This window comes from Streptomyces olivaceoviridis (genome assembly GCF_014650115.1).
Taxonomy (GTDB): Bacteria; Actinomycetota; Actinomycetes; order Streptomycetales; family Streptomycetaceae; genus Streptomyces; species Streptomyces olivaceoviridis.
Window position 1 is genome coordinate 148,724 of record NZ_BMUI01000018.1, and the last position, 13,473, is coordinate 162,196.

At 73.2% G+C, this 13,473-nt stretch carries 11 protein-coding genes; 8 read left to right on the plus strand and 3 right to left on the minus strand.

Annotated elements, in window-relative coordinates:
• Window positions 1–55 precede the first annotated feature (55 nt).
• The 3 genes from IE273_RS29280 to nudC all read left to right on the plus strand — a co-directional run bounded on the left by IE273_RS29280 (window position 56) and on the right by nudC (window position 6,157).
• Window positions 56–3,592, plus strand: a complete 3,537-nt coding sequence (locus IE273_RS29280; protein ID WP_189818173.1) for an ATP-dependent helicase — start codon at window positions 56–58, stop codon at window positions 3,590–3,592.
• A 53-nt stretch (window positions 3,593–3,645) separates the two neighbouring features.
• Complete coding sequence (locus IE273_RS29285) at window positions 3,646–5,049, plus strand: dipeptidase (RefSeq protein WP_189818174.1); 1,404 nt, start codon at window positions 3,646–3,648, stop codon at window positions 5,047–5,049.
• A 163-nt stretch (window positions 5,050–5,212) separates the two neighbouring features.
• Window positions 5,213–6,157, plus strand: a complete 945-nt coding sequence (gene nudC / locus IE273_RS29290) for an NAD(+) diphosphatase (protein ID WP_014674854.1) — start codon at window positions 5,213–5,215, stop codon at window positions 6,155–6,157.
• A gap of 65 nt (window positions 6,158–6,222) precedes the next feature.
• Here the strand turns inward: nudC and IE273_RS29295 are convergent, their stop codons facing one another.
• Window positions 6,223–6,465, minus strand: a complete 243-nt coding sequence (locus tag IE273_RS29295) for a mycoredoxin (protein WP_189818175.1) — start codon at window positions 6,463–6,465, stop codon at window positions 6,223–6,225.
• 267 nt (window positions 6,466–6,732) lie between these two features.
• On the opposite strand from IE273_RS29295, the gene IE273_RS29300 reads away from it, so the two are divergent.
• The 5 genes from IE273_RS29300 to IE273_RS29320 all read left to right on the plus strand — a co-directional run bounded on the left by IE273_RS29300 (window position 6,733) and on the right by IE273_RS29320 (window position 10,742).
• On the plus strand, window positions 6,733–9,042 hold the full coding sequence (locus IE273_RS29300) for an ATP-dependent DNA helicase UvrD2 (RefSeq protein ID WP_308437067.1): 2,310 nt from the start codon (window positions 6,733–6,735) through the stop codon (window positions 9,040–9,042).
• A 166-nt stretch (window positions 9,043–9,208) separates the two neighbouring features.
• Window positions 9,209–9,532, plus strand: a complete 324-nt coding sequence (locus IE273_RS29305) for a hypothetical protein (protein ID WP_189818176.1) — start codon at window positions 9,209–9,211, stop codon at window positions 9,530–9,532.
• Window positions 9,533–9,706: 174 nt separating this feature from the next.
• Window positions 9,707–10,075: a WhiB family transcriptional regulator gene (locus IE273_RS29310; protein ID WP_189818177.1), complete on the plus strand. Its 369-nt coding sequence runs from the start codon at window positions 9,707–9,709 to the stop codon at window positions 10,073–10,075.
• On the plus strand, window positions 10,072–10,395 hold the full coding sequence (locus tag IE273_RS29315) for a putative WhiB-interacting protein (protein ID WP_014674859.1): 324 nt from the start codon (window positions 10,072–10,074) through the stop codon (window positions 10,393–10,395). Before IE273_RS29310 ends, IE273_RS29315 begins: the two co-directional genes overlap by 4 nt.
• Before the next feature lie 137 nt (window positions 10,396–10,532).
• Window positions 10,533–10,742, plus strand: a complete 210-nt coding sequence (locus IE273_RS29320; protein WP_189818229.1) for a hypothetical protein — start codon at window positions 10,533–10,535, stop codon at window positions 10,740–10,742.
• 67 nt (window positions 10,743–10,809) lie between these two features.
• Here the strand turns inward: IE273_RS29320 and IE273_RS29325 are convergent, their stop codons facing one another.
• Together IE273_RS29325 and IE273_RS29330 are read right to left on the minus strand one after the other, a co-directional pair.
• Window positions 10,810–12,192, minus strand: a complete 1,383-nt coding sequence (locus IE273_RS29325; protein ID WP_189818178.1) for an ABC1 kinase family protein — start codon at window positions 12,190–12,192, stop codon at window positions 10,810–10,812.
• Window positions 12,185–13,399, minus strand: a complete 1,215-nt coding sequence (locus tag IE273_RS29330) for a TOMM precursor leader peptide-binding protein (RefSeq protein WP_189818179.1) — start codon at window positions 13,397–13,399, stop codon at window positions 12,185–12,187. The genes IE273_RS29325 and IE273_RS29330 overlap by 8 nt, the downstream gene beginning before the upstream one ends.
• Window positions 13,400–13,473: the final 74 nt, after the last annotated feature.

Genomic DNA, 13,473 nt, shown 5'->3' on the forward strand with positions numbered 1-13,473 from the left:
CCCGGCCGACCGACCCGGTCTCGCTTGTCAGTCCCCGCCGCTAGCCTCTTTCGACATGCCCGCCCGTATCACCGACCCCGAGCAGCTCAAGGAGCTCCTCGGCATCCCGTTCACCCCGGAGCAGACGGCCTGCATCATCGCGCCGCCCGCCCCGCAGGTGATCGTGGCCGGTGCCGGGTCGGGCAAGACCACCGTGATGGCGGCCCGCGTGGTCTGGCTGGTCGGCACCGGGCAGGTGGCTCCCGAACAGGTCCTCGGCCTGACCTTCACCAACAAGGCCGCCGGTGAGCTGGCCGAACGCGTCCGCAAGGCCCTGATCAAGGCCGGCGTCACCGACCCCGACGTCATCGACCCCGACAACCCCCCGGGCGAGCCGGTCATCTCGACGTACCACTCCTTCGCCGGCCGCCTGCTCACCGACCACGGTCTGCGGCTCGGCCTGGAGCCCAGCTCGCGCCTCCTGGCCGACGCCACCCGCTACCAGCTCGCCGCGCGCGTGCTGCGCGAGGCCCCGGGCCCGTACCCGGCACTGACCCGCTCGTTCGCCGATCTCGTCAGCGACCTGCTCGCGCTCGACTCCGAACTCGCCGAACACCTCGTCGACCCCGAGGAACTGCGCGCCTGGGACACGGGCCTGCTGCGCACCCTGGAAGGGGCCAAGCTCACCAACGCCGACCTGCGCAAGGTCCCCGAGACCGCCGCGGCCCGCCGGGAACTCGCCGAGCTCGTCCAGCGCTACCGGGCCGCCAAGCGCGCGCGGGACCTGCTCGACTTCGGCGACCAGATCGCCCTGTCGGCCCGCCTCGCCCGCATCCCCGAGGTGGGCCGCCTGCTGCGCGAGGAGTTCCGCGTGGTGCTCCTGGACGAGTACCAGGACACCTCCGTGGCCCAGCGCGTCCTGCTCGCCGGCCTCTTCGGCGGCGGCACCGGTCACCCGGTGACCGCCGTCGGCGACCCCTGCCAGGCCATCTACGGCTGGCGCGGCGCCTCCGTCGCCAACCTGGACGACTTCCCCGACCACTTCGCCCACGCCGACGGCAGGCCCGCCACCCGGCAGGCGCTCAGCGAGAACCGCCGCAGCGGCGGGCGCCTGCTCGACCTCGCCAACGGCCTCGCCGCCCCCCTGCGCGCTCTGCACGCGGGCGTGGAGGCCCTCCGTCCGGCCCCGGGCGCCGAGTACGACGGCACGGTCCGCTGCGCCCTGCTGCCCACCCACGCCGAGGAGATCGACTGGATCGCCGACTCCCTCGCCCACCTCGTGCGCACCGGCACCCCGCCCGGCGAGATCGCCGTACTGTGCCGGACCGCGACCGACTTCGCCGAGATCCAGGGGGCCCTCGTCGCCCGCGACGTCCCCGTCGAGGTCGTCGGCCTCTCCGGGCTGCTCCACCTGCCCGAGATCGCCGACCTCGTCGCCGTCTGCGAGGTCCTCCAGGACCCCGGAGCCAACGCCGCCCTGGTGCGCCTGCTGACCGGACCGCGCTGGCGCATCGGCCCCCGCGACCTCGCCCTGCTGGGCCGCCGCGCCCGGCTGCTGGTCGCCCACGCGCGCGTGGACGGCACCGACGACCCGGACCGCCGGCTCGCCCAGGCCGTGGAGGGCGTCGACCCGTTCGAGGTGATCTCGCTCGCGGACGCCCTGGACACCTTCCTGGAAGCGCCCATGGCGGAGGGTGACGACGACGGGCTGCCGTTCTCCCCGGACGCGCGCGTGCGCTTCGCCCGGCTCGCCGCCGAGCTGCGCGATCTGCGCCGCTCGCTGTCCGATCCGCTGATGGACGTCCTGCACCGCGTCCTCGCCGTCACCGGCCTGGAGGTGGAGCTGTCGGCGTCCCCGCACGCGCTCGCCGCCCGCCGCCGCGAGACCCTGTCCAACTTCCTGGACGTCGCCGCCTCCTTCGCCGCGAGCGACAGCGAGGCCACCCTGCTGGCCTTCCTCGGGTTCCTGCGCACCGCCGCCCAGTACGAGAAGGGCCTCGACAACGCCCTGCCCGGCGGCGAGAACACCGTCAAGGTGCTCACCGCGCACAAGTCCAAGGGCCTGGAGTGGGACGTCGTGGCCGTCCCCGGACTCGTGACCGGCACGTTCCCCAGCGCCCAGGGCCGCGAGAAGTGGACCGCGCAGGCCAAGGTGCTGCCGCACGCCCTGCGCGGTGACACCGACACCCTGCCCGACGTGCACTCCTGGGACTCGCGCGGCATGAAGGCCTTCCACGAGGCCATGAAGGAGCACCAGCACACCGAGGAGCTCCGCCTCGGCTACGTCACCTTCACCCGGCCGCGCTCACTCCTGCTCGGCTCCGGCCACTGGTGGGGGCCCAGCCAGAAGAAGCCGCGCGGTCCGTCGGACTTCCTCACGGCCCTGTACGACCACTGCGCCGCCGGGTACGGCGAGATCGAGGTGTGGGCGGACCCGCCCGCCGAGGACGAGGAGAACCCGGCCCTGCACGCGGCCACCGCCGACCAGGTGTGGCCGCTCCCGCTGGACGACGCCGCCCTGGCCCGCCGCCGCGCCGCCGCGGAGACCGTCTTCGCCCATCTGGACGCCCTCGCCGCCGGGCCTGCCGACGGGCGCCGGACGGCCCTGCACGACCCCGCCGGCGCGGAGGACCCGGACTGGCCCGCCCCACCGGACGACGAGCCGTACGGTGACGACCCGTACGACGAGGAGCCGTACGACGAGGAGCCGTACGCGGACCTGCCCCATGAAGAGGATCTTCCGCACGACGATCCGTTCGGCGGCGATCCCACGCACGCCGAGCCCCTCGACGACGACCCGTTCGACCAGGACGCCTGGAACGCCGAACGGCCCACGGTCCCGCACCAGGCGCCCGCCCCGCAGGACGGTCCCCGTGCCGCCGGACCGCGGCACGCCGCCGCCCTCACCCCGGAGGAAGCCCGCACCATCGCCTCCTGGGACCGTGACCTGGACGCGCTCACCGGAGAGCTGCTGCGCGCCCGGCAGACCGTCACCGAGGTCCCCCTGCCCACCACGCTCACCGCCACCCAGCTGTTGCGGCTCGCCGAGGACCCGGACGGGCTCGCGCAGGAACTCGCGCGCCCCATGCCGCGCCCCCCGCAACCGGCCGCACGCCGGGGCACTCGCTTCCACGCCTGGGTGGAAACCCGCTTCGAGGAGCTGACCCTGCCCCTGCTGGAACCGGACGAGCTGCCCGGCGGCGACGCCGAGATCGCCGACGAACGCGACCTGGAAGCCCTGAAAGACGCCTTCGAACGCACCGAGTACGCCCGGCGCACCCCGTACCGGGTCGAGGCCCCCTTCCAGCTCACCCTCGCCGGCCGTGTCGTCCGGGGCCGCATCGACGCCGTCTACCGGCACGGCGACGGCGACGGGGCGACGTACGAGATCGTCGACTGGAAGACCGGCCGCACCGGCACCGCCGACCCGCTCCAGCTCGCCGTGTACCGGCTGGCCTGGGCCGAGCAGCAGGGCATACCGCCCGAGTCCGTCACCGCCACGTTCCTGTACGTACGCAGCGGCGAGGTCGTACGCCCCGAGGACCTGCCGGACCGGGCCGCGCTGGAGCGGCTGCTCACGGGTGAGACGGAGGGCACACCGGAGGCAAGCTGAGTGTGACGAACCGCCCGCCGAGGATGCCGGCGCGGGCCTATAGGCTCGGGAGCATGAGCCAGACCCCGGACAGCGCTGTCCGCACGTACATCGAGCAGCACCGCGCCGCCTTCCTCGACGACCTCGCCGCATGGCTGCGCATCCCCTCCGTGTCGGCCCAGCCCGACCACGCTCCCGACGTACGGCACAGCGCGGACTGGCTCGCCGCGAAGCTGTTCGAGACCGGCTTCCCGACCGCCGAGGTCTGGCAGACCCCCGGTGCCCCCGCCGTCTTCGCCGAGTGGCCGTCCGGCGATCCCGAGGCACCCACGATCCTGGTCTACGGTCACCACGACGTACAGCCCGCCGCCCGCGAGGACGGCTGGGACAGCGACCCCTTCGAGCCGGTCGTCCGCGAGAACCGCCTCCACGCGCGCGGGGCGGCCGACGACAAGGGCCAGGTGTTCTTCCACACACTCGGTGTCCGCGCCCACCTCGCCGCGACCGGCCGCACCGCGCCCGCCGTCAACCTCAAGCTGCTGATCGAGGGCGAGGAGGAGTCCGGCTCCCCGCACTTCCGGGCCCTGGTGGAACAGCGCGCCGGGCGCCTCGCCGCCGACGCCGTGATCGTCTCCGACACCGGCATGTGGTCCGAGGACACCCCGACCGTGTGCACCGGCATGCGCGGTCTCGCCGAGTGCGAGATCCGGCTGTACGGCCCGGACCAGGACATCCACTCCGGCTCCTTCGGCGGCGCCGTGCCCAACCCGGCCACCGCCGCAGCCCGCCTGGTCGCCGCCCTCCACGACGAGCACGCGCACGTGGCGATCCCCGGCTTCTACGACGGCATCGTCGAGCTCACCGACCGCGAGCGCGAACTCTTCGCCGAGCTGCCCTTCGACGAGGAGCGCTGGCTGCGCACCGCCAAGTCCTCCGCCCTCCACGGCGAGGCCGGTTACTCGACCCTGGAGCGCATCTGGGCCCGCCCCACCGCCGAGGTCAACGGCATGGGCGGCGGCTACCAGGGCCCCGGCAGCAAGACGATCATCCCCGCCACGGCCATGGTGAAGCTGTCCTTCCGGCTGGTCGCCGGCCAGGACCCCGACCACATCGAGAAGGCCGTCCGCGCCTGGGCCGCCGAGCAGGTGCCCGCCGGGATCCGGTACGAGATCGACTTCGGCTCGGCCACGCGCCCGTGCCTGACCCCGCTCGACCACCCCGCGCTCCAGTCCGTGGCCCGCGCCATGGGCCGCGCCTTCCAGGAGCCGGTCCGCTTCACCCGGGAGGGAGGCTCCGGACCCGCCGCCGACCTCCAGGAAGTCCTCGGCGTCCCCGTGCTCTTCCTGGGCATCTCCGTCCCGTCCGACGGCTGGCACGCACCCAACGAGAAGGTCGAGCTGGACCTCCTCCTCAAGGGCGTCGAGACCAGCGCCTACCTGTGGGGTGACCTGGCCCGGAACTGGCGTACCGCATCCTGACCGGCCGGCGCCGTACGGCGGGACACCGTGCGCGGGGCACACTGGAGGGACCGCCCCGACCGTCCCGCCGCCCCGGCCGCACCCGGCCCGGTGCCCTCCCGCCCTACGTCCCGCCGAACCGCCCGCCGAAAGAACCGCCGCACTGGGGGAGTTGGAAGCACCCGTGACCATCTGGACCGACCACACAGCCGACCGACCCATCTCACTGACCGCCCCGAGCGGCATCGACCGCGCCGCCCACCACCGGCTGGACGAGGCCTGGCTCGCGGCGGCGTGGAGCCACCCCACGACCCGCTGTTTCGTGGTCTCCGGCGGCCAGGTGCTGATCGACGAGACCCCGGACGGCCGGACCGAACTCGTCATGACGCCGTCCTTCGAGGCCCCGCTCACCGAGGCGCACCGCTACTTCCTCGGCATCGACGAGGACGGTGTCAGCTACTTCGCGCTCCAGAAGGACGCGCTGCCCGGCCGCATCGACCAGTCCGCGCGCCCGGCGGGGCTGCGGGAGGCCGGCCTGCTGCTGTCGCCGCGGGACGTCGGGCTGATGGTGCACGCGGTCGGCCTGGAGAACTGGCAGCGCACCCATCGCTTCTGCTCCCGCTGCGGCGAGCGCACGGTCATCGCGGCGGCCGGCCACATCCGCCGCTGCCCGGCCTGCGGCGCCGAGCACTACCCGCGCACCGACCCCGCCGTGATCATGGCGGTGACCGATGAGGACGACCGCATCCTGCTCGGCCGCCAGGTCCACTGGCCCGAAGGCCGCTTCTCCACGCTCGCCGGGTTCGTGGAGCCCGGCGAGTCCATCGAGCAGGCGGTGCGCCGCGAGGTGTGCGAGGAGGTCGGCGTCACCGTCGGCCCGGTCGAGTACGTCGCCAGCCAGCCCTGGCCCTTCCCGTCCAGCCTGATGCTCGGCTTCATGGCCCGCGCCACCTCCACCGAGATCGACGTCGACGGGGACGAGATCCACGAGGCCCGCTGGTTCTCCCGCGAGGAACTGCGCGCGGCCTTCGAGGCCGGCGAGGTGCTGCCTCCCTACGGCATCTCCATCGCGGCCCGCCTGATCGAGATGTGGTACGGCAAGCCCCTGCCGACCCGCAGCTTCGTCTGAGACGGCGAACGGCGGCTCCCGAGCCGGTTCCGGACTCGGGAGCCGCCGTTCGGTGCGGCTCGCGCTTACGCGGCGAGCTTCTGCTTGACCTGGGCCAGCGACGGGTTCGTCAGCGTGGAGCCGTCCGCGAAGAGCACGGTCGGGACGGTCTGGTTTCCACCGTTCGCCTTCTCCACGAAGGCCGCGGAGTCGGGGTCCTGCTCGATGTTGATCTCGGTGTAGGCGATGCCCTCCCGGTCCATCTGGCTCTTCAGCCGCCGGCAGTAGCCGCACCAAGTCGTGCTGTACATCGTCACAGTGCCCTGCATGTCTCTCGCGCTCCTCAGGCAGCTCGGAAAATGTCGTCCAGGAAGAGAACGTAAGCGACCGGCCCGCCATTCCCGCGCGACCGGCCCGCCATTCCCGCGCGACGGGCCCGCTGGTCAACGGCGCCGGGCCCGCCAGCCAAGGGCGCCAGGGCCGCCAGCCCCGGACGGCCGGTCCGCGCCATTCCCGGACGGCCGGTCCACCATTCCGGCCGACCGGTGCGCCATTCCGGGCGATCGGCCCGCCGGTCCCGGCATGCGCTCCCGCCTGTGACGCCTGCCGCATTAGTACGACTGCGAGCCCCGGCCTGTGGACAACCGGCACAGCCGTCCCGGGCGACCTGGCAGCATGGCGGTGTGACAGCAGCAACGCATTCCACCCTTTTCCCGCAGGGCACCGGTGGCTCCCCCTACACGGCTCCGCCGAGCGGGGCCGACGCGGTGCTCGAAGGGCTCGACCCCGAGCAGCGCGAGGTGGCCACCTCCCTGCACGGTCCGGTGTGCGTGCTGGCCGGAGCGGGCACCGGCAAGACCCGGGCGATCACCCACCGCATCGCCTACGGGGTGCGCGCCGGCATCCTCCAGCCGTCCAGCGTGCTCGCCGTCACCTTCACCAACCGCGCCGCCGGAGAGATGCGCGGCCGGCTGCGCCAGCTCGGCGCCCAAGGTGTCCAGGCCCGCACCTTCCACTCCGCCGCCCTGCGCCAGCTCCAGTACTTCTGGCCCAAGGCGATCGGGGGGTCCATCCCCCGGCTCGTCGACCGCAAGATCCAGCTCGTCGCCGACGCGGCCGCCGCCCTCGGCACCCGGCTCGACCGCAACGAGCTGCGGGACGTGACCGCGGAGATCGAATGGTCCAAGGTCACCCAGACCGTTCCCGGCGACTACCCGTACGCGGCTGCGAAGGCCGGCCGGGAGGCCCCCCGCGACCCGGCCGAGATCGCCCACCTCTACGCCGCCTACGAGGACCTCAAGCGCGACCGCGCGGTCATCGACTTCGAGGACGTCCTGCTGCTCACCGTCGCCATCCTCCAGGACCGGCACGACATCGCCGACCAGGTCCGCGCCCAGTACCAGCACTTCGTCGTGGACGAATACCAGGACGTCAGCCCCCTCCAGCAGCGGCTGCTGGACCTGTGGCTCGGCGACCGCGACAACCTGTGCGTCGTCGGGGACGCCAGCCAGACCATCTACTCGTTCACGGGAGCAACACCCGACCACCTGCTCGACTTCCGCGCCCGCCACCCCGGCGCCACCGTCGTCAAACTGGTCCGCGACTACCGCTCCAGCCCCCAGATCGTCCACCTCGCCAACGGCCTGCTCGCCCAGGCCCGGGGCCGCGCCGCCGGCCACCGGCTGGAACTCGTCTCCCAGCGCCCCTCGGGGCCCGAGCCCGTCCACACCGAGTACACCGACGAGCCCGCCGAGGCCGAGGGCGCCGCCCGCCGCATCCGCGAACTGATCGACGCGGGCGTCCCGGCCGCCGAGATCGCCGTCCTGTTCCGCACCAATTCCCAGTCCGAGACCTACGAGCAGGCGCTCGCCGACGCCGGGGTGCCCTACCAGCTCCGCGGCGCCGAGCGCTTCTTCGACCGGCCCGAGGTCCGCAAGGCCGGCATCGCCCTGCGCGGCGCGGCCCGCTTCGGCGGCAACGACTCCCTCCTCGACGACGTCGTGGACCTGCCCTCCCAGGTGCGGGCCGTCCTCTCCGGCGAGGGCTGGACCAGCGAACCCCCGGCCGGCTCCGGCGCCGTCAGGGAGCGCTGGGAATCCCTGGCCGCCCTGGTCAACCTCGCCCACGACCTCGCCGCGGCCAGACCCGGAGTCACCCTCGGCGACTTCGTGGCCGAACTGGACGAACGGGCGAACGCCCAGCACGCCCCCACCGTCCAGGGCGTCACGCTGGCCTCCCTGCACGCCGCCAAGGGCCTGGAGTGGGACGTCGTCTTCCTGGTCGGCATCGCCGAGGGCATGCTGCCCATCACCTACGCCCGCACCGACGAGCAGATCGAGGAGGAACGCCGACTGCTCTACGTCGGCGTGACCCGCGCCCGGGAACGCCTCCATCTGTCCTGGGCCCTGTCCCGCTCACCCGGCGGGCGCCCCAACCGACGGCCGAGCCGCTTCCTCGACGGGCTGCGCCCCGGCACCACCCCCACCGTCGGCCGCACCGGCGCCGGCGCGGGCGCGGGCGTCGAACGCGGCACCCCGGCGAGCGCCGCCGTCACCCCCCGGCGCACCCAGCGCACCCCCGCCCGCTGCCGGGTCTGCGGTCGCACGCTCACCGACGCGGGCGAGATGAAGCTGATGCGCTGCGCGGACTGCCCCTCGGACATGGACGAAGGGCTCTACGAGCGGCTCCGGGAATGGCGGGCGGTACAGGCCGAGCGGAGCGGCCAGCCGGACTTCTGCGTCTTCACCGACCGGACGCTGATGGCCATCGCGGAGACATGCCCGGAGAGTCCCGCCGAACTCGCCCGCATCCCCGGTGTCCTCAATCGCAAGCTGCGCAGCTACGGAGCCGACGTTCTGGCCATATGCGCAGGTCAAGAACCTGGTGGAGACGACGGCAGCGACTGATGCCAACTCGTCGAAAAAATAGTTTGCGCATGCCCCGCGAATCCCCATAGGTTCTAGGCACGGAAGCAGCGGCCTTCTCCAAGGCGCGGGTTCCGTGATGTACTTGCATATCCGAACGGGACCGGTTCACCCCGGTCCCTTGAGACGCCGAGAGGAGGCGAGTCCAGTGATCAGCATCACCACCAGCACCACCGTCAGCACGGCCAAACTGACCGATCGCTCGACCGTCTCCACGTGCATGCTCGGCGCCTCGAACCAGGGCACCGGTCTGTCCGGCATCCGTGCCGTGCGTCCGGCGTCCTCCCCTGCCCTCGCGGTTCTTCCCATCCGTGAGCGCAATGAGCGACCGACCAAGGCACTGGAAGCGGTAGCGGCACAGGCGCACGCCTATGCCTTTGCGGCGGCCGGTGCCGGATTCCGGAAGCAGACGACGCAGCACCACCTGATGTGGGCCTTCCGTGGGCCAGAACCCTGGAGTGATCCAGCCTGATCGCCGATCAGGCCGGCGCCTTCAGGGCCGCGGAACCCCATCCGGGATCCGCGGCCCTTCTGTTTTCCCCGAACGGGGACGACGGAGCGAAGGGGCCTCGGGACAGGAAGAGAACCCGGTACCCAGCCGACACCCGGTCAACCGGCCGGACCGACCAGACGAGGAAGACCACCCGTGCAACTCGAAGCGCACGCCCCGTCCGTACCGCCTTCGCAAACCATGCCCCCGCCCGGCCTCACGGAGGACTCCACCTTGACCCCCCTCACCGCGCTCACCGCGCTCGACGACGCCATCGAGAACCTCGGCGTACCCGTCCCCTGCCGCTCCTACGACCCGGAGGTCTTCTTCGCCGAGTCGCCGGCGGACGTGGAGTACGCCAAGTCCCTCTGCCGCACCTGCCCGCTGATGGAGGCCTGCCTCACCGGCGCCAAGGAGCGGCGTGAGCCCTGGGGCGTCTGGGGTGGCGAGCTGTTCGTCCAGGGCGTCGTCGTCGCCCGGAAGCGGCCCCGTGGCCGCCCGCGGAAGAACCCGGTCACGGCATGAACACCGCAGGAACGATCGATCGCCCCCTCACGCACGACCCCAAGAAGCAGGCCCCGATGAAGCCGTCCACCAGCGAGCCCGCCGGCTCCGCGACCACAGACTTCACCACCACCGGCGCGACCGAAGCGCGCCAGAACAGGAACCGTGAGATGCAACTCATGCAAGAAGCCCTGGCTCGTGCGCATATGCACGAGCGACTCCATGACGCCGCGCGCGAACGCCGGGCCGTGCGCCTGGCGGTCGCCCAGCGGATGCAGCGGCGAGCCGAGCGCGCCTCGCTGCGCGCCCGCCGCGCGCTCGCCATGGCCGTCATGCAGTAAGGCACACACCTGAGCAGCGGTGGCCTCCCGGAGCAGGGAGGCGAAGCCTCCCCGCGGGGGCCGGTCCGGCCGAACGGACCGGCCCCCGCAGTGCGTTGCGCCCGCCGAACCGCCGGTCACGGGGTTATCGTCACCGGGTGACGAGTCTTCCCGGCGGAAGTGACCAGGGCGGCTCCACCGCGGAGCGCCGCCCGGTGTGCGCCCGCTGCGGCACCCCCGCCGACGGCCCCCAGCCGGCCACCTGGACCTGCTCCGTGGAGAACGGCGTCCGCCAGTACTTCTGCGACGCCTGCTCCCGGGAGAACCTCCGGGCGATCGAGGGACGGCTGGACTCGGCCTGGTGGTGAGATCCCTTCTCCGGGGGCCTCCCCCCGCCCCCTCCCCCCACCCCCCAAAGAACTCAGGGCACGCCGATCACGCCCCCTCCGCCGACTCCTCCTCGTCGGTGCCGGTGTCCTCGGGCGCGTCGGCGGCGAAGCCCGGGAGCCATTCCTCCAGTTCGTCGCGGAGGCGTACGTCGGCGCCCAGTTGGCACAGGACCCCGATCGTGCTGAGGGTCACCCGGTGTATCAGCAGGTAGGCCGGCGGCAGGTTGAGCTGCTTGCCGAGCTGGTAGGCGGGGGAGCGGGGGTCGGCGATGCGGGCGGCCTGGCTGCGCATCCAGGAGCGGGTGAAGGTGAACGCCTCCACGCGGGCCGGCTCGATGATCGGCAGCAGGTAGTCGAGGACCGCGTCCGGGTCCAGTTCGACGGTCTCCTTCACGAAGCCCTCGGCGCACAGCAGCTCGTAGACCGTCTCCGCCTCCCCGTCCAGTGTCATCCGCAACGAGATGCCGATCGGGGTCGGCAGGCCGCCGGGGAGCCGGTCGACGGTGCCGAAGTCCAGCACGCCCAGGCGCCAGTCGTCCGGACCGTCCGGGCCGCCGGGCAGCAGACGGAAGTTGCCCGGATGGGGGTCGGCGTGCAGCAGGCCGGTGCGGGCCGGGCCGGAGAAGAGGAAGCGGGCCAGGAGCTGGCCGGCCCGGTCGCGCTGCTCCTGGGTGCCGTCCGCGATGACCTCGGACAGCGGGATGCCGTCGATCCACTCGGTCACCAGCACCTGGTCGCACTGGTGCACCACCGCCGGGACGACCACGTCCGGGTCGTCCGCGAACTCCTCCGCGTGGACGCTCTGCGCCTGGGCCTCCAGCCCGTAGTCCAGTTCCTCCGAGACGCGGTCCCTCAGCTCGGCGATCAGCGGCTTGATGTCCATACCCGGGATGAGCGGACCCAACAGCCGGGCGAACCGGCTCAGTTGACCGAGGTCGGAGAGCAGTGCCTCACCCGCGCCCGGGTACTGCACCTTGACCGCGACCTCACGGCCGTCGTGCCACACCGCCCGGTGCACCTGGCCGATCGAGGCCGCGGCGGCCGGCTTGTCCTCGAACTCCTCGAAGAGGTCGCGCCAGTCCGGCCCGAGCCGTTCCTGGAGCACCGTGTGCACGGTGCGGGTCGGCATCGGCGGGGCGGCCTCCTGGAGCTTGGTCAGGGCCGCGCGGTAGGGGCCGGCGATCTCCTCCGGCAGCGCCGACTCGAAGACGGACAGCGCCTGCCCGAACTTCATCGCGCCGCCCTTGAGCTCGCCGAGCACCTTGAACAGTTGCTCCGCCGTGCGCTGTTGCAGCTCGCGGCCGACGATCTCCGCGGACTCGCCCACGATCCGCTTGCCCAGCCCCCAGGTCGCCCGGCCGGCGAAGCCGAGCGGGAGCGCGGCGAGCTTGGCGGTACGGGTGACCGCCTTCCGGGGAAGATCAGACATGCGCCCTCCAGGTCCCAGTCGGCCGTGCCGCGCCTGCTTCGCGTCGCCGCTTCGTCGACGGCCGTTGCACCGCCATTGTCGCGCGTGTCCCGCCATCGGTTGCCGAGTGCTCTCGTTTCTCTCTCCCGGCCGCCCCGCAGGCGCATTCCGGATGCGGCCGGACCGGCCGGGCCCGCCAGTCCAGACCGGGCAGGGACACCTCCCAGCGAGTACCGGCGGCGGACGGCGACCCCCCGTCGAGGAAGGCCAGGGCGTGCGCCGCGGCGAGACCGGCCACCGCCGTGGCCAGGGTCAGGTCGCAGGCGCCGACGCGGCGGGACCTTCCGGACCGCCACTGGGTGACCAGACGGGGCCAGGCCGGGTCCCGGTCCGTGCGTTCCCGGTCCAGGCAGCCGGCGCAGCCCGTCTCGCCGGGCAGGACGAGCGGGCCGACGACACCCGTGCCCTCCACGACCCCGGCGTAGAGATGAGGGGTGCCGGTGGTCATCAGCGGTTCGGCGGTGAACGGGTCCGGGGCGTGCACGGCGACATCGTCGCGGGGCGCGAAGATCACCAGGGAGAGGCCGGGCTCCTCGGCGCCGGAACCCGGGGCGTGGGCGTGGCGCGGTGGACGGTCCGGTGCGGCGCGGCGGACGGCGGACCGGGCCGCCGCGTCCCGGCGGTCGCCCAGCGACTCGGTGGCCAGCCCGCCCGGCGCCACGTCCCACGGCTCCACCCGGCCCACGTCGCACACGTCGACCTCGCCGACGCCGGCGCCCGACAGCACCGACGCGAGCAGGGCGCCGACCCGGCCCGCGCCGCGCACCCGGACGCGCAGCGCGCGCCGGGCCGCGAGCCGCGCCAGCGCGCCGCCCGGTTCGGGTGTGAGGAGGGACAGTGAGGCGAGGTCGGGGCGCAGCCGTTCGAGGACGGCCGTCTTCTCCCGCAGCGCGTCCGCGGCCGGTCCGCCGCCGCGCGTGTCGTCGAGGAGGCCCGCGCGGGCCAGCCGCTCCACCAGCGCGTCGACGTGGTCGGCCGGCACGTCCGCCCGGCGGCCCTCCTCGCGCAGCAGCGGCAGTCCGCGCGTGCCGTCGAGCAGGTCCAGGAAGCTGCCGGTCGCCGTGGCGACCGGACCCAGGGTCAGGGCGTGCGCCGGGGTCATCCCGAACTGCACGGTGTTGCGGTCGCGCCAGCCGCGCCGCAGCGCGGGTTTCACCACCGGATGCATGACAGGTCCCCCGTGTCCGTGAATGCGTGTCTGCGCCAGCATGCCCGTGTCGTGGTCCGGGCACCGGGAGTTAT

Excerpts from the sequence above, each read along its gene's own strand:
- IE273_RS29330 (WP_189818179.1), bottom strand. The coding sequence starts at position 13,399 with ATGCATCCGGTGGTGAAACCCGCGCTGCGGCGCGGCTGGCGCGACCGC.
- IE273_RS29315 (WP_014674859.1), top strand. The coding sequence starts at position 10,072 with ATGAACACCGCAGGAACGATCGATCGCCCCCTCACGCACGACCCCAAG.
- IE273_RS29285 (WP_189818174.1), top strand. The coding sequence starts at position 3,646 with ATGAGCCAGACCCCGGACAGCGCTGTCCGCACGTACATCGAGCAGCAC.
- IE273_RS29325 (WP_189818178.1), bottom strand. The coding sequence starts at position 12,192 with ATGTCTGATCTTCCCCGGAAGGCGGTCACCCGTACCGCCAAGCTCGCC.
- IE273_RS29280 (WP_189818173.1), top strand. The coding sequence starts at position 56 with ATGCCCGCCCGTATCACCGACCCCGAGCAGCTCAAGGAGCTCCTCGGC.
- IE273_RS29295 (WP_189818175.1), bottom strand. The coding sequence starts at position 6,465 with ATGCAGGGCACTGTGACGATGTACAGCACGACTTGGTGCGGCTACTGC.